The following is a 14,052-nucleotide window of genomic DNA, read 5'->3' on the forward strand; positions in this document are numbered from 1 at the left end:
GCCGGGCACTCCGCATAGCCGCCCGAATACTTATGCGGTCCGTCGTAATTGTATTGAGTTACGGCGGGCCGCGCCGTACGCTGGCGCGGCATGAAGCTCACCCCCGTCACCGCTGACGACTCCGCCTACCTCGCTGCCGACGACGTCGTCGACCACACCCATCCCCTGGTGCGGGAGACGGCAGCGCGGCTGCGTTCCGGCGCCGACGGCGACACGGCCGCGTACGCCCGTGCCGCCTACGAATTCGTCCGCGACACCATCTCGCACTCCGCCGACGTCGAGGACTGGCGGATCACCTGTCGGGCCTCGGACGTGCTCGCCCAGCGGGTCGGCATCTGCCACGCCAAGTCCCACGCCCTGGTCGCCCTGCTGCGCGCGGAGGGCGTCCCCGCGGGGTTCTGCTATCAGAAGCTGAACGTCCTCCACGGGCTGATCGCGGTGCGGCTCCCGGGCTCGCGGCACTGGGTGCGGCAGGACGCGCGGGGCAACAAGCCGGGAGTGAACGCCCAGTTCAGGCTGGACCGCGAACAACTCGCCTTTCCGGTGTGGCCGGAGAAGGGGGAGTGCGACTACCCCGTGCTCTACGCCGAGCCGCACCCGGTGGTGGTGCGGGCGCTGCGGCAGGCCACGGGTCCGGCGCGGCTGTGGCAGTTGCTGGACACGGCGCTCTAGCCGCATCGGCCGGGCGGCGGGGCCGACCCAACCGGCCCCGCCGGAGCCGGGCGCGTCCGCGGCCGGCCCGCCTGCGGCCTCGCCTCCGGCCGGTCGGCCTCCCGGTTGCGAGCGCCGTCCGGCGGACGCACGGCGGGCTCCCGCGTCAGCGTCGCGGGGTGCGGAGGTGGATGCGCTCGCCCTGCTTTCCGAAGAGGCTCAGGACTTCGACGTCGCCGCGTCCGGCCGCGCCGAACCAGTGCGGAATCCGGCAGTCGAACTCGGCGGCTTCGCCTGCTCCCGCGACGAAGTCCTGGTCGCCCAGCCGGACGCGGAGCCGCCCGCGGAGCACATAGAGCCACTCGTGGCCCGCGTGGGTACGCAGATGGGGCTGATCGTCGTGCGCGGGGATGGTCATCTTGTAGGCGCGGGGTTCTCCCTGCTGCCGCGACAGCGGGATCAGCACCCGCCCGTCCTTCTTGGTGGGCTGCTGCGGCACCCGCGGGTCCAGTATCCGGGGCGCGGCCACGACCTCGTCGAGCGGGATGCCGAGCGCGCCGGTGATCGGCAGGAGCAGTTCGAGGCTCGGCTTGCGCTGCGCCGACTCCAGCCGCGACAGCGTGCTCGTCGAGATGCCGGTGGCGCGCGCCAGGTCGGCCAGGCTGACGCCCTTCTTCTGACGGGCGCGGCGCAGCCGGGGGGCGATCTGTTCGAGCACGGCACCGACGCTCGGTTGCTGGTCCATGGGTGCAGTCAAACCAATGTGTCCCGGAATCGGCAAGAGGCTTTGTCGAAAGTGGAACGCCCTCCCGATTCTGTCGGTGGAGGTGATCCGCAATGGACGCAGCAACCGCTGCAGTAAGTACATGGGACGCCGTCGTCGTCGGCGGCGGGGCCGCCGGCCTGGCGGCCGGGATCGTGCTCGCACGGGCGCGGTTCGCGACCCTGGTCGTCGACGGCGGCGCTCCCCGCAACGGGCCCGCCGACCACATGCACGGGTACCCGACCCGGGACGGCATGGCGCCGGGAGAGTTCGTCGCCACCGGGCAGAGCGAGTTCGGCCGGTACGGCGGGAGACTCCTGCGGGCATCGGTGGCCGGGGCGCGGCGCGCCCCGGACGGGACGTTCGAGCTGCGGCTCGGGGACGAGCACACCGTGCGCACCCGGTCGGTGCTGGTCGCCACCGGACTGAGCGACGAACTGCCCGACATCCCCGGACTGTCCGAGCGATGGGCATCCCAGGTGCACCACTGCCCGCACTGCCACGGCTACGAAGTACGGGGACGCTCCCTCGCCGTGCTCGGCAGCCCCATGGCGGCGGTGTCGGTGCATCTCGCCGCGCTGCTGCGCCGCTACAGCCCGACGGTGGCGTTCTGCGTCAACGGCATCGAGATCGGCGCCGCCGAGCGGCAGCGCCTCACGGCGTACGGAGTGCGCCTGGTCGACGGACGGGTCACCCGGGTCGGGTCACCCGCCGGAACACGGGAGGGGGACGCGGTCGGGATCGAGCTGGACAACGGGGAGTCCCTGGTGTGCGAAGCCGTCTTCGTGGCGCCCCGGCCCGCGCCGCACGACGCGATCCTGACCGTGCTGGGAGCGGGCCGGGACCCGGTCAGCGGACTCGTCGCCGTCGACGCGCAGGGCGCCACGGACGTACCCGGGGTCTGGGCGGCCGGGAACGTCGTCAACCCACGGGCGCAGGTCGTCACGGCCGCGGGGGCCGGCTCGACCGCCGCCCTCAGCATGAGCGCCTGGCTCCTCGAACGGGAGCTGTCCGCCGCAGTCCGGGGCGAGCAGCCGGGCCCGGGGGGTGCGCTCTGATGGCGGGCACCGCGGAGACCTCCCGCGCCGGCCGCCCCGACAGGCTGCCCCTCGGCGTGTACCTGCTGGGCTTCAGCCTGTTCGCGATGGGAAGCGCGGAGTTCCTGATGGCCGGTGTGCTGCCGGCGGTGGCCGAGGACCTGGACATCACGCTGTCCTCGGCCGGGTTCCTGATCACCGCGTTCGCGCTCGGTGTGGTCGTCGGTGGACCGCCGTTCGCCGTGCTCAGTCTGCACTGGCCCCGCCGCACCGCGCTGGTGGTGACCCAGGGTGTCTTCGCCGGCTGCGTCGCCGTCGGACTGCTGGGCGACTACCGGGTCCTGCTGGTCACCAGGGTGATCTCGGGCATCGCCTACGCGGGTTACTTCGCCGTCGCGTCGGCGACCGCGATCAGCCTGGTGACACCGGACCGCAACGCCCGCGCCTCCGGAGTCGTGGTCAGCGGGCTGAGCGTGGCCATGGTCGCCGGCGGTCCGGCCGGTACGCTGCTCAGCCACTTCACCGAGTGGCGCGGCGGATTCTGGGCCGTCGTGGCCCTGACGGCCGCGGGGATCCTCGGCTGCCTGTCCGGGCTTCCCGCCGCCGCTCCGCGCGCCGAGCGGTCCGCCGGGCCGAGCGTGCGGCGGGAGCTGGCCACGATGCGCAGACCGGCGCTGTGGGGCATCTACGGGATCACCGTCCTCACCACGGCCGCCTACATGATCACGTTCAACTACCTGGCCGCGATGCTCGAGGAGATCACCGCCCTCTCCGAGGCGGCCGTCCCGGGGGTCCTGGCGCTGTTCGGGGTCGGAGCCTTCGTGGGGCTGTCCGTCGGCGGCCGGGTCTCCGACCGGCGCCCGCACCTCGCGCTCCTCACCGGCGCGTCGGCGACCGTGCTGCTGTCGGTCGTGATGGTCGCCGCGATCCACCGGGTGTGGGCGGTGGTGCCCACGGTCCTCCTGGCCGGCATCGCCGCGTTCGTCCTCAACCCCGCTCTGTACGGACGGGTCTTCGCCATCGCGGCCGAGGCGCCGACCCTCGCCGGGGCCACCACCGTCTCGGCCTTCCAGCTGGGTATCAGCATCACCCCCGTGCTCGCGGCCGCCGCGCTCGCCCGGGGCGCCGCTCTCACGGCGGTCTGCCTGATCGGGGCCGCCCTCGCCGCGGCCGCCGTGCCGCTCATCCTCCTCGACCGGGCCCGGGAGATCCGCTCGCGGCGCCCGGTCGCGGATGCGGCCCCGGTCCTCGGCCCCGCGCCGGGCGACGAGGCCGGCACGCCGCGGGCGGGGGAGGCCGCTCCGCGCTCCGGCCCGTCCGCACGTACGCCGTAGCCGGGGGCGCCCCGAGAGCCACGGGGCGCCCCCACGGCGGCTCCCGGTGGCGCGAACCATGCGGTGCGCCGGCCCCGTGGGTTTGCCCGGAGCGGGGAGGTGAAAGGAAGCCAGATGTATAGATGGTCAATACATCTGATCTCCGGTGGCTCCTTCCGGCCCGCCCTCTCCGGAGCAGTGGCGGTGCGCCGGCCGCACCGCCGGAGATCGGAACCGGACGGAGGGGCAGCATGTGCGGAATCACCGGATGGGTGGCCTACGGACGGAACCTGGCGGCCGAGCACGCGACCGCCGAGGCCATGACGGAGACCATGTCCTGCCGCGGTCCGGACGAGGCCGGAACCTGGATCGCCGGCCCCGTCGCCCTGGGTCACCGCAGGCTCGCGATCATCGACCTCCCCGGCGGGAGCCAGCCGATGGCCGTCGAGACCCCCGAGGGGCCCGTCGTGCTCGTCTACTCCGGCGAGACCTACAACTACGGCGAGCTGCGCCGCGAACTCTCCGACCGCGGACACCGCTTCCGCACCCGGTCGGACACCGAAGTCGTGCTGCGCGCCTATCTGGAGTGGGGTACCGATCTGGCCGAACGGCTGAACGGCATGTACGCGTTCGCCGTCTGGGACGGCCGCTCCCGGCGGCTGGCCATGGTCCGCGACCGGATGGGCGTCAAACCCCTCTACTACGCCGAGACCGCCGACGGCGTGCTGTTCGGCTCCGAGCCCAAGGCGCTGCTGGCCAACCCGCTGGCCCGCCGCGCCGTCGGCGCCGACGGTCTCCGCGAGCTGCTCACCCTCGTCAAGACGCCCGGCCAGGCGATATGGGACGGCATGCGCGAGGTCGAGCCCGGCACGGTGGTGACCGTCGGCCCCGAGGGTCTGCGCACCCGCGCCTACTGGAGGCTGGAGACCCGCCCGCACACCGACGGGCGTCGCGAGACCGTCGAGCGGGTACGTGAGCTGCTGGACGACATCGTCTCCCGCCAGCTCGTCTCCGACGTACCGCGCTGCACCCTGCTCTCCGGCGGCCTCGACTCCTCGGCGATGACGGCGCTGGCCGCCCGGCAACTGCGCGCGAGCGGCGGGACGGTGCGCAGCTTCGCCGTCGACTTCGCCGGCCAGACCGAGAACTTCGTCGCCGACGAACTCCGCGCCACCCCCGACGCGCCCTTCGTGCACGATGTCGCCCGCGACTCCGCCGCCGAGCACCAGGACATCGTCCTGGACTCCGAGGCGCTGGCCGACCCCGAGCTCCGCGCCCGGGTCGTGCGGGCCCGCGACATCCCCGCCGGCTTCGGGGACATGGACGCCTCGCTCCATCTGCTCTTCGAGGCCGTCCGGCGCCGTTCCACGGTCGCACTGTCCGGGGAGTCGGCCGACGAGGTGTTCGGCGGCTACAAGCAGTTCTTCGACGAGGACGCGCGCCGGGGCGGCACGTTCCCGTGGCTGGTGCGGGGCGCCCACAGTCCCGGCGTGGCGGGCGGTCTGCTCGAGGACTCCGTCGCCCGCGCCCTCGACCTGCCCGGCTACGAACGGGACAGCTACGCCGACGCGGTCTCCGGGATCCGGCGGGCCGAGGGGGAGAGCGACTTCGAGTACCGGATGCGGGTGCTCTGCCATCTCCATCTGACCCGGTTCGTCCGCGTCCTGCTCGACCGCAAGGACCGCGCGAGCATGGCCGTGGGCCTGGAGGTCCGGGTGCCCTTCTGCGATCACCGGCTGGTCGAGTACGTCTACAACACGCCCTGGGCCTACAAGTCCTTCGACGGCCGGGAGAAGAGCCTGCTGCGCGAGGCGACGGCCGACGTGCTGCCCCGTTCCGTCTACGACCGGGTCAAGAGCCCCTACCCGGCCACGCAGGACCCGAAGTACCACAGGGCGCTGCAGCGGAACGTCGAGGAGCTGCTGGCGGCGCCTTCCCACCCGGTCTTCGACCTGGTCAGCAGGGACCGGCTGGAGCGGATGGCCCGGACCCCGGCCGCCGGGAGCGCCCGGGAAGCCCGGTACGGCATGGAGCGCGCCCTGGATCTGGCGCTGTGGATCGACATGTACGCGCCCACGCTTACACTCTCCTGATCCGAAGCAGGACCCGGCCGCCTCCCGATCCGCCGAGGGGGCCGGGGTGAACTCGTGGGAGAGCGATGGGGACCCGGCAGGACGCGGCGTTCGAGATGGTCCTGGCCCTGCACCGGGTGCTGCGGTCGCTGCGCCGGGCCGGGCCGACCGGTGGGCTGCAGCCCACCCAGCTGATCGTCCTGGCGCTGCTGACGGAGGCCGGTCCCAGCCGGATCGGTGTGATCGCCGACCGGGTCCCCTGCTCGCAGCCGACGGCCACCGCCGCCGTGGCGGAGCTGCAGACCGCGGGGCTCGTCCGCCGGGAGCCCGACCCCACCGACGGCCGCGCAGCGCGCGTGGCCGTCACGGGGGAGGGGGCCGCCGCGCTGCGCGGGGTGGCTCACGGCGAGGCCGCGGTGCTTCTGGAGCGGCTCGGCGCGCTGCCGGACGAGGACGCCGAGCGGGTGCTGGCGACGGCCCCGCTGCTGCGGCTGCTCGCGGACGGCGACCGGGCGGACGGGTAGGGTCCGGCCGGACCGGCGCCCCCGGCCCCGCCGTCGGATCACCGGGCGGAGCCGGCGCCCGGTGGGGCGGTCACCGCGGTCATCCGGTCACCCGGTCACGGGGCCACCCGGTCACTGCGTACGGGCCTGCGCGGGGGTGGGCGCGCTGCCGCCGAGGTGGGCCGGCAGCCACCAGGTGTCGTCCGGCGTCCGGGGCGTGGCCGGGTAGGCGCGCTGCGCCGTCTCCAGCAGCTCCTGCATCCGCTCGCGCAGCCGCTCGGTGACGCCGCGCACCGACTCGTGCGGCTCTGCCTCGATCGGCTCGCCCACCCGGATGCCGACGGGGAAGTGGTTGCGGCCGAAGTCCCGCTTGTGTCCCTTGGTCCACAGCCGCTGGGTGCCCCACAGCGCCATCGGGACGAGCGGTACCCGGGCGTCCTGTGCCAGCCGGGCCGCCCCGCTCTTGAAGTCCTTCAGCGTGAAGGACGGGGAGATGGTCGCCTCCGGGAAGACGCCCACGACCTCGCCGGACCGCAGTGCCTGCAGCGCGTGCTCGTACGCGTGCTCACCTCGCGAGCGGTCCACCGGTATGTGCTTCATCGCGCGCATCAGCGGTCCGGAGACCTTGTGCCGGAAGACCGACTCCTTGGCCATGAAGCGCACCAGCCGTTTTGCGGGGCGTGCCGCGAGGCCGGTGAAGAGGAAGTCCAGGTAGCTGATGTGGTTGCTCACCAGCACGGCGCCGCCGCGGGAGGGCACATGTTCGGTGCCGCGGATGTCGAAGCGCAGGTCGAGAGCCTTGAACCACGCTCGTGCCGCACCGATCACCGGCGGGTAGAGGAGATCTGCCACGTCGGGGTAACCCTTCGTCTCGGGATGCCGGTACTTACGGGGGCGTAACTTCCGACTCCGGCAGATCGTTCCCCAAAGCGTTGCTCCTGGCTACCCTCACGGCAGACTTGTCCGTATGCACGCGGTAATCGCAGGAATCACAGGAATGGAGGTCTTCGTGGTGGAGCGGATGGAGCGGTTGAGCCCCGGGATGCTCGGTGCCGGTGCGCGGCTGGGGGAGCGGGCCACTCTCGTGCAGTTCTCCAGCGCCTTCTGCCAGCCCTGCCGTGCCACCCGCCGCACGCTCGCCGAGGTGGCCGCCATGGTCGAGGGCGTCGCGCACCTCGAGGTCGACGCCGAGGAGCACTTGACGCTCGTGCGCGAACTGGAGGTGACCGGTACCCCCACGGTGTTCGTCCTCGACGCCCGGGGCCGGATCGTCAGGCGGGCGACGGGGCAGCCGCGCAAGGCGGACGTCATCGCGGCGCTGGGGGCCGCGGTCGAGGCGTCCCCGGCGGCCGCGGGTCCGGAGTGATCGAGATCCTGCCCCGGGGCACTCGCTTCGCACCGTCCCGCGTGATGGAGTTGGGCTGTTCCCGCTCCCCGTCGGCGACGGTTGGCAACGTCACAGTTCGGCGGTCTTGAGAACGGGGAACGTGCTGGATGTACTGACGAGTAATATTGTGGACGGACGCCCGGTCCCAACCGGACCGGAACCCGTGAGTCGAAGCAGTAGGAGAGCCGGCGTGAGCTTGAGGATCGTTGTCTGTGTGAAGTACGTGCCCGACGCCACCGGTGACCGGCACTTCGCCGAGGACCGGACCACCGACCGCGAGTCGGTCGACGGGCTGCTCTCCGAGCTGGACGAGTACGCGGTCGAGCAGGCCCTGCAGATCGCCGACTCGGACGGGGTCGACGACGCGGAGATCACCGTGCTCACCGTGGGCCCGGAGGACGCCAAGGACGCCCTGCGCAAGGCGCTGTCCATGGGCGCGGACAAGGCCGTGCACGTCGAGGACGACGACCTGCACGGCACCGACGCGCTGGGTACCTCCTACGTCCTGGCCAAGGCCATCGAGAAGACCGGCTACGACCTGGTCGTCTGCGGCATGGCCTCCACCGACGGCACGATGGGCGTGCTGCCCGCGATGCTGGCCGAGCGGCTGGGCGTGCCGCAGGTGACGCTGCTGTCCGAGGTCTCCGTGGCGGACGGCAAGGTGACCGGGCGGCGCGACGGCGACACCGCCACCGAGCAGCTCGAGGCCCCTCTTCCGGCGGTCGCCTCCGTCACCGACCAGTCCGGCGAGGCCCGCTACCCCTCCTTCAAGGGGATCATGGCCGCCAAGAAGAAGCCCGTCGAGTCGCTGGACCTCGACGACCTGGACATCGAGGCCGAAGAGGTCGGCCTGGAAGGCGCCTGGACCAAGGTCGAGGACGTGGCCGAGCGCCCCCCGCGTGCCGCGGGCACCGTCGTCGACGACGAGGGCGAGGGCGGCAAGCAGCTCGCCGCGTTCCTCGCGGAGCGCAAGTTCGTCTGAGACGGCCCGGCCGCCGCGGCGACTCCGCCCGGAACCGGCCGCACCCTCGTCCCATCGACCTCCCACTGATCTTCCGCAGGAGAGCACCCCATGGCTGAAGTCCTTGTCTACGTCGACCACGTGGACGGCGCCGTCCGCAAGCCCACCCTCGAACTGCTGACCCTCGCCCGCCGGCTGGGCGAACCGGTCGCCGTGCACCTCGGCCCGAACGCCGCGGATGCCGCCAAGACGCTCGGCGAGTACGGCGCCACCCGAGTACTGGCCGCCGACGCGTCCGAGTACGCCGACTACCTCGTCGTCCCCAAGGTGGACGCGCTGCAGGCGGCCCATGACGCCGTCTCGCCCGCTGCCGTACTGGTGCCCTCCTCCGCGGAGGGCAAGGAGATCGCGGCGCGGCTCGCGGTCCGCCTCGGCTCCGGCATCGTCACCGACGCGGTCGACCTGGAGGCCGGTGACGAGGGCCCGGTGGCCACGCAATCGGTCTTCGCCGCCGCCTTCACCACCAAGTCCCGGATCACCAAGGGCACCCCGGTCATCACCGTCAAGCCCAACTCGGCCACCCCGGAGGCGGCCCCCGCCGCGGGCGCAGTCGAGGAGCTGGCGGTCGGCTTCGGCGACACCGCCACCGGCACCAAGGTCACGTCGCGCACCCCGCGCGAGTCCACCGGCCGACCCGAGCTGACCGAGGCCGCGATCGTGGTCTCCGGCGGCCGCGGCCTCAACGGCGCCGAGAACTTCCCGCTGATCGAGGGCCTGGCCGACTCGCTGGGCGCCGCGGTGGGCGCCTCCCGCGCCGCGGTCGACGCCGGCTGGTACCCGCACTCCCACCAGGTGGGCCAGACCGGCAAGAGCGTCTCGCCGCAGCTCTACATCGCCACCGGGATCTCCGGCGCGATCCAGCACCGCGCCGGAATGCAGACCTCGAAGACGATCGTGGCCATCAACAAGGACTCCGAGGCCCCGATCTTCGACCTGGTCGACTACGGCGTCGTCGGCGACCTCTTCCAGGTCGTCCCCCAGCTCACCGAGGAGATCAAGGCCCGCAAGGGCTGACTCGCCGGCAGCTCGACCCGGCAGCTCGACGGCTGAGCCCCGCACCGGTCAGGTGCGGGGCTCAGTACGTTCGTCCCACACCGCCTCCGGGGCCGGGTGGGCTCCGTCGGCGGCTTCCGGGGGCCGGTCAGAAGGCGAAGACGGAGCTGCCCTCGATCCGCTTCTGGCAGGCGTTGGCGAAGGTGCGCTCGTAGTTCACGCGCTCGCCCTGCCACACGCCCTGGGCGGTCACCACGATGGGCCGCCATTCCTTGGTGCAGAAGGTCTGCTCGCCGCCCTCGGCCAGGGCGTCGAAGTTCCCGCCGGAGGCCCGCAGCCGGGCGCACGCGTCCTGCGCTGCGGGGTGGCTGCCGGACGGGGCCGGCATGCAGTTCAGGGTGACGGCACGCTGGGGTGCCGTGGTCGCGGCGCTCTCGCCGTCCGCGATGGTGAGCACCAGGGCCGAGGGGGCGTACAGGGAGGTGGCCTTGGCAGGCGCGGCCTCGGCGGGTGCTGCCGTGAGCGCGAGGGCGCTGACGGCGCCCGTGACAGCAGCCGCCGTGGTGAGGACGGTGCGCCAGGGTGCGGTCTTCCGCATTGTGTGCTTCCTTCCGCTTTGGGGTAAGTGCCGGATCTATCGGCGAAAGTGAGTTTGCCGAGTCCGCGTGAACAAAGCACATCGACCCCCGTTGTTTCGGTAACGTTTCGCATTGAATCAGTGGCGCAAAGTGACACCTCTCCGCTCCCGCGGCCTGCGGCGACACTCCCGTCTCGCGCGCTCGCCCTGGCCGTATGGCCTGATCATCGTGTTTCACGACGACCGGAAACCGTGGTTCGGGCCCGTCCCCGCTCTCCCCGGTGGCTCCGCCGTGCCCGCTCCCGGGGAGCCCTTGACTGGCTGGTCAGGCCGCCATTAGCGTCACGGCACCGACTTCAACGTTTTGTTGATGTCGGGTCGGAGTGCGGGAGAGGGAGTACAGATGGCGCAGGGCGGGACCGTGGGGACCAGCTTGGGCAGCGGCGTGCTGGAAGGGGTGTCCCGGCTGCTGGAGCCGGTGGACGCCGAACTCGCCCGCCGCTACCCGGGGGAGCCGAGCACCCGGCAGCCGGTGCACACCGTCTATGTCCCCGCCGACACCGTTACGCCCGGCACCGTACGGGAATGGGGCGAAACCGCCCGGGCGCTGCTCGACGCGCACGCGCCGGACGCCGCCTCCCTCGCCCGGGTCCTCGGCATGGACGAGACGCTGGCCGGGCCGGTCCACACGCGGATCCTGGACAAGCTGAGCCGGGAGCCCGTGGAGGACCTGCGCATCGACTTCGAGGACGGCTACGGCGTCCGGCCCGACGACGAGGAGGACGCCGCCGCCCTCCGGGCCGCCGCACTGATCGCCGACACCTTCGCCGAAGGCGCCCCGGGACCCGCTCCCGCCTGCGCGGGCATCCGGATGAAGTGCATGGAGGCGGCCGTCCGCGACCGCGGCATCCGCACCCTCGACCTCTTCCTGACCGGCCTCATGGAGGCGGGAGGACTGCCCGGCGGACTGGTGCTCACCCTGCCGAAGGTGACCTACCCCGAGCAGGTCACCGCGATGGCCCGGCTGTGCGAGGAGTTCGAGAAGGCCCGCGGCCTGGCGCCGGGCCGGATCGGGTTCGAGATCCAGATCGAGACCACGCAGTCGATCCTCGGCGCCGACGGCCGGGCCACCGTCGCCCGGCTGATCGACGCCGCCGAGGGCCGCGCCACCTCGCTGCACTACGGCACCTTCGACTACAGCGCCTCCTGCGGAGTCTCGGCCGCCCACCAGGCCATGGACCACCCCGCGGCCGACCACGCCAAGGCGGTCATGCAGGTGGCCGCCGCGGGAACCGGGGTCCGGCTCTCCGACGGCTCCACCAACGTCATCCCCACCGGCGGCCGGGAACAGGTCCACGACGCCTGGCGGCTGCACCACTCACTGGTCAGGCGCTCGCTGGCGCGTGCCTACTACCAGGGCTGGGACATGCACCCCGGCCATCTGCCCACCCGCTACGCCGCCGTGTACGCCTTCTACCGCGAGGGCATGCGGCGGGCCGGCGAACGACTGGCCGCCTATGTCGAGCAGGCCGGCGGCGAGGTGCTGGACGAGCCGGCGACCGCCCGCGCGCTCAGCGGCTACCTGCTGCGCGGCCTCGACTGCGGCGCGCTCGACGCGGCCGAGGTCACCGCGGTCTCCGGCCTCGACCGCGCCGGGCTCGACCGACTCGCGGGCCGCTGAGCCCGCCCGTTCTCCGGGCGGCCGCCCAGGTCTCGCGCGGCCGCCCGGTCCCCGCGCGGTGGCCCGGGACCGATGCCGCGCGCAGTTGCGCGGCGGGACAGGCCGTCCGGGCACCGTGGCCGGGCGGGCCAGGTCTGTGCCGCGCCGTCGTCGCAGGGGCGTCCCGTCCCGGCATTCCCGGGCGGGGCGCGCGCCGGTCAGACGTCGGCGCTCAGCCGCTCCCAGTCGTCGGCCAGAGCGGTCAGCTCGCGCAGCAGCCGTTCGCGGTCCGCGGGCTCGTAGGAGGCCAGGAGCCGCTCGTTGAGGTCCCGCGCCCGGCCGTCGGCCTCGCGGAGCGCCCGTTCGCCCTCCGCCGTGAGGAAGAGCAGCTTGCGGCGGCCGTCCGCCGCCGCGGTCCGCCGCTCCAGCAGCCCGCGATCCTCCAGGCGCCGGGCCAGATCCGCCATGGTGGAGGTGTCCAGGGCGACGGCGGAGGCCAGCGAACTCTGGTCGCAGCCGGGGCTGCCCCCCACCGTCGTCAGGACGGCGAACTGCGGTCCGGTCAGCGTCGGGCCGACCGTCCGCAACCACCCCGCGAGATACGCCTGGTACAGGCGCCGCACCTGGTAGCCGGGCGCCGCGGTGAGCACGGCGGGAGCGGACGGGGCGGCGGGCGCCGCCGCGGAGTCCGCCGCGGGTGTCCCTTCCGGGGTCTTGTCAGCCATGTACCCACTTAAGCACGGGAGTTGGGCGGACCGACGGCCCTGTCCGCACCGCGGGAGACCGCGGGTGCGGGGGCGAGTGCCGGGAGCGTGCCGCGGGCTTCCGGCGGCCGATGCGCCGCCGTTCCCTCCCCGTCGGCGGCGCGCTCAGCCGCTCGGTGGGATCTCGCCCGAGCCGCGGGCGATCAGCGTCGTCGGGCGCGAGACCGTCCGCGGTTCGTCGTCGGCGCCGTCCAGCCGCCTGAAGAGCAGTTCGGCCGCGCTGCGGCCGAGGTCGGCCGGGTCCTGGGCGACGACCGTGACCGGTGGCGAGAGCAGGTCGGCCAGCTCGAAGTCGTCGAACCCCACCAGTGCCACCGGCCGCTCCCGCCGCTCGGGTGCGGCCAGCACCCGTACGAGCGTGACCGTCACCCGGTTGTTGCCCGAGAAGAGCGCGGTCACCGGCTCGTCACCGCGGCCGCCCCCCAGCATCCGGACCGCGTCGGCCCGCACCCGGTCGGCGTGCGTGCCGCCGGGCGCCACCCAGGACTCCGCCACCGGCAGTCCCGCCTCGGCCATCGCGGCCCGGTAGCCGCGCAGCCGCTCCTGCGCGGTGTGGATCCCGGGCCGGTCGCCGATGTACCCGATCCTCCGGTGCCCGTGGGCGATCAGATGGGCGACGCCCTCGCGTGCGCCCTCGAAGTTGTCGGAGAGCACCAGGTCCGCGGCTATCCGTCCCGGGGGCCGGTCGACGAAGACGGTGGCGACACCCGCGGCGATCTCGGGGGCCAGATAGCGGTGGTCGTCACTGGCCGGGATGATCACCAGGCCGTCGACGCGGCGGGCGCACAGCGCCAGCGCGAGTTCCTGTTCCCGCTCCGGGTCCTCCGCGCTGGACCCGTTGATCAGCAGCGCCCCGTGCGCGCGGGCGACCTCCTCCACCGCCCGGCTGAGCGGGGAGTAGAACGGGTCGGCGAGGTCCTCCAGCACCAGGCCGATGCTGGCCGTGGTCCCCTTGCGCAGCACGCGGGCACTGTCGTTGCGCCGGAAGCCGAGCGAGGTGATGGCCTCCTGCACCCGCTGCTCGGTGTCCTGGGAGACCCCCGCCTCGCCGTTGACGACCCGGGAGACGGTCTTGAGGCCCACGCCCGCCTGGGCGGCGACATCCTTCATCGTCGGCCGGCCCGCGTGGCGGCGCCCGCCGCGGCGCGTCCCTGTGGCGCGGGGGCTCGCGGGGAGCGGGGGGCGGGCGGGGTCGGGGGCGTCGGCGGCCACGGGTGCTGTCCTTGTCCTGGGGAGCGGAGGTCGGCGCGGTGCGGGGTGGTGGGCGGTGGGTGCGGTCCGGCGGGGGTGCGCCGGTTCGGTGATCGCGGT

14 protein-coding genes are annotated in these 14,052 nt (G+C 73.3%); 9 read left to right on the forward strand and 5 right to left on the reverse strand.

The genetic code is table 11. From position 1 onward, the window contains the following. Positions 1-90: 90 nt before the first annotated feature. Positions 91-672: a transglutaminase family protein gene (locus ACFYMO_RS04480; protein WP_388544179.1), complete on the forward strand. Its 582-nt coding sequence runs from the start codon at positions 91-93 to the stop codon at positions 670-672. Between the two features lie 145 nt (positions 673-817). Here the strand turns inward: ACFYMO_RS04480 and ACFYMO_RS04485 are convergent, their stop codons facing one another. Beyond that, entirely contained in the window at positions 818-1,396 is a 579-nt protein-coding gene (locus tag ACFYMO_RS04485) for an XRE family transcriptional regulator (RefSeq protein ID WP_366770138.1), read from the reverse strand. A 92-nt stretch (positions 1,397-1,488) separates the two neighbouring features. Here ACFYMO_RS04485 and ACFYMO_RS04490 point away from each other — a divergent pair, with 92 nt between their 5' ends. The 4 genes from ACFYMO_RS04490 (at position 1,489) to ACFYMO_RS04505 (ending at position 6,360) form a co-directional block, all read left to right on the forward strand. Then, positions 1,489-2,472, forward strand: a complete 984-nt coding sequence (locus tag ACFYMO_RS04490) for an NAD(P)/FAD-dependent oxidoreductase (RefSeq protein ID WP_366770137.1) — start codon at positions 1,489-1,491, stop codon at positions 2,470-2,472. Then, complete coding sequence (locus tag ACFYMO_RS04495; protein ID WP_366770136.1) at positions 2,472-3,785, forward strand: MFS transporter; 1,314 nt, start codon at positions 2,472-2,474, stop codon at positions 3,783-3,785. Before ACFYMO_RS04490 ends, ACFYMO_RS04495 begins: the two co-directional genes overlap by 1 nt. A gap of 230 nt (positions 3,786-4,015) precedes the next feature. Continuing rightward, entirely contained in the window at positions 4,016-5,857 is a 1,842-nt protein-coding gene (gene asnB / locus ACFYMO_RS04500) for an asparagine synthase (glutamine-hydrolyzing) (protein WP_366770135.1), read from the forward strand. A 65-nt stretch (positions 5,858-5,922) separates the two neighbouring features. Further along, the gene (locus ACFYMO_RS04505; RefSeq protein WP_366770134.1) at positions 5,923-6,360 is read left to right on the forward strand and encodes a MarR family transcriptional regulator; all 438 of its coding nucleotides are present in this window, start codon (positions 5,923-5,925) and stop codon (positions 6,358-6,360) included. A gap of 111 nt (positions 6,361-6,471) precedes the next feature. On the opposite strand, the gene ACFYMO_RS04510 is transcribed toward ACFYMO_RS04505, so the two are convergent. Then, the gene (locus tag ACFYMO_RS04510) at positions 6,472-7,191 is read right to left on the reverse strand and encodes a lysophospholipid acyltransferase family protein (RefSeq protein ID WP_366770133.1); all 720 of its coding nucleotides are present in this window, start codon (positions 7,189-7,191) and stop codon (positions 6,472-6,474) included. Positions 7,192-7,336: 145 nt separating this feature from the next. Here ACFYMO_RS04510 and ACFYMO_RS04515 point away from each other — a divergent pair, with 145 nt between their 5' ends. The 3 genes from ACFYMO_RS04515 (at position 7,337) to ACFYMO_RS04525 (ending at position 9,761) form a co-directional block, all read left to right on the forward strand. After that, positions 7,337-7,705, forward strand: coding sequence for a TlpA family protein disulfide reductase (locus tag ACFYMO_RS04515; RefSeq protein ID WP_388544625.1), 369 nt, complete (start codon positions 7,337-7,339; stop codon positions 7,703-7,705). A 211-nt stretch (positions 7,706-7,916) separates the two neighbouring features. Then, on the forward strand, positions 7,917-8,708 hold the full coding sequence (locus ACFYMO_RS04520) for an electron transfer flavoprotein subunit beta/FixA family protein (protein ID WP_074999672.1): 792 nt from the start codon (positions 7,917-7,919) through the stop codon (positions 8,706-8,708). 90 nt (positions 8,709-8,798) lie between these two features. After that, positions 8,799-9,761: an electron transfer flavoprotein subunit alpha/FixB family protein gene (locus tag ACFYMO_RS04525; protein WP_366770132.1), complete on the forward strand. Its 963-nt coding sequence runs from the start codon at positions 8,799-8,801 to the stop codon at positions 9,759-9,761. Positions 9,762-9,888: 127 nt separating this feature from the next. Here the strand turns inward: ACFYMO_RS04525 and ACFYMO_RS04530 are convergent, their stop codons facing one another. Next, positions 9,889-10,338: a subtilase-type protease inhibitor gene (locus tag ACFYMO_RS04530; protein ID WP_366770131.1), complete on the reverse strand. Its 450-nt coding sequence runs from the start codon at positions 10,336-10,338 to the stop codon at positions 9,889-9,891. Positions 10,339-10,720: 382 nt separating this feature from the next. On the opposite strand from ACFYMO_RS04530, the gene ACFYMO_RS04535 reads away from it, so the two are divergent. Beyond that, on the forward strand, positions 10,721-11,998 hold the full coding sequence (locus ACFYMO_RS04535; RefSeq protein ID WP_366770130.1) for a DUF6986 family protein: 1,278 nt from the start codon (positions 10,721-10,723) through the stop codon (positions 11,996-11,998). Between the two features lie 197 nt (positions 11,999-12,195). Here ACFYMO_RS04535 and ACFYMO_RS04540 read toward each other — a convergent pair whose 3' ends face one another. Together ACFYMO_RS04540 and ACFYMO_RS04545 are read right to left on the reverse strand one after the other, a co-directional pair. After that, a complete protein-coding gene (locus tag ACFYMO_RS04540) occupies positions 12,196-12,702 on the reverse strand; it encodes a MarR family winged helix-turn-helix transcriptional regulator (RefSeq protein WP_366770129.1) in 507 nt (168 codons plus the stop codon). A gap of 144 nt (positions 12,703-12,846) precedes the next feature. After that, positions 12,847-13,851 carry a LacI family DNA-binding transcriptional regulator gene (locus ACFYMO_RS04545; protein ID WP_366770160.1) on the reverse strand — a complete coding sequence of 335 codons (1,005 nt, stop codon included), beginning with the start codon at positions 13,849-13,851 and terminating at the stop codon, positions 12,847-12,849. Positions 13,852-14,052 lie beyond the last annotated feature (201 nt).

Source organism: Streptomyces sp. NPDC007025, from assembly GCF_042869455.1.
In the GTDB taxonomy this organism is placed as follows: Bacteria; Actinomycetota; Actinomycetes; order Streptomycetales; family Streptomycetaceae; genus Streptomyces.

Excerpts from the sequence above, each read along its gene's own strand:
- ACFYMO_RS04515 (WP_388544625.1), top strand. The coding sequence starts at position 7,337 with ATGGAGGTCTTCGTGGTGGAGCGGATGGAGCGGTTGAGCCCCGGGATG.
- ACFYMO_RS04505 (WP_366770134.1), top strand. The coding sequence starts at position 5,923 with ATGGGGACCCGGCAGGACGCGGCGTTCGAGATGGTCCTGGCCCTGCAC.
- ACFYMO_RS04485 (WP_366770138.1), bottom strand. The coding sequence starts at position 1,396 with ATGGACCAGCAACCGAGCGTCGGTGCCGTGCTCGAACAGATCGCCCCC.
- ACFYMO_RS04540 (WP_366770129.1), bottom strand. The coding sequence starts at position 12,702 with ATGGCTGACAAGACCCCGGAAGGGACACCCGCGGCGGACTCCGCGGCG.
- ACFYMO_RS04545 (WP_366770160.1), bottom strand. The coding sequence starts at position 13,851 with ATGAAGGATGTCGCCGCCCAGGCGGGCGTGGGCCTCAAGACCGTCTCC.
- ACFYMO_RS04530 (WP_366770131.1), bottom strand. The coding sequence starts at position 10,338 with ATGCGGAAGACCGCACCCTGGCGCACCGTCCTCACCACGGCGGCTGCT.
- ACFYMO_RS04525 (WP_366770132.1), top strand. The coding sequence starts at position 8,799 with ATGGCTGAAGTCCTTGTCTACGTCGACCACGTGGACGGCGCCGTCCGC.
- ACFYMO_RS04535 (WP_366770130.1), top strand. The coding sequence starts at position 10,721 with ATGGCGCAGGGCGGGACCGTGGGGACCAGCTTGGGCAGCGGCGTGCTG.
- ACFYMO_RS04495 (WP_366770136.1), top strand. The coding sequence starts at position 2,472 with ATGGCGGGCACCGCGGAGACCTCCCGCGCCGGCCGCCCCGACAGGCTG.
- asnB (WP_366770135.1), top strand. The coding sequence starts at position 4,016 with ATGTGCGGAATCACCGGATGGGTGGCCTACGGACGGAACCTGGCGGCC.
- ACFYMO_RS04480 (WP_388544179.1), top strand. The coding sequence starts at position 91 with ATGAAGCTCACCCCCGTCACCGCTGACGACTCCGCCTACCTCGCTGCC.
- ACFYMO_RS04490 (WP_366770137.1), top strand. The coding sequence starts at position 1,489 with ATGGACGCAGCAACCGCTGCAGTAAGTACATGGGACGCCGTCGTCGTC.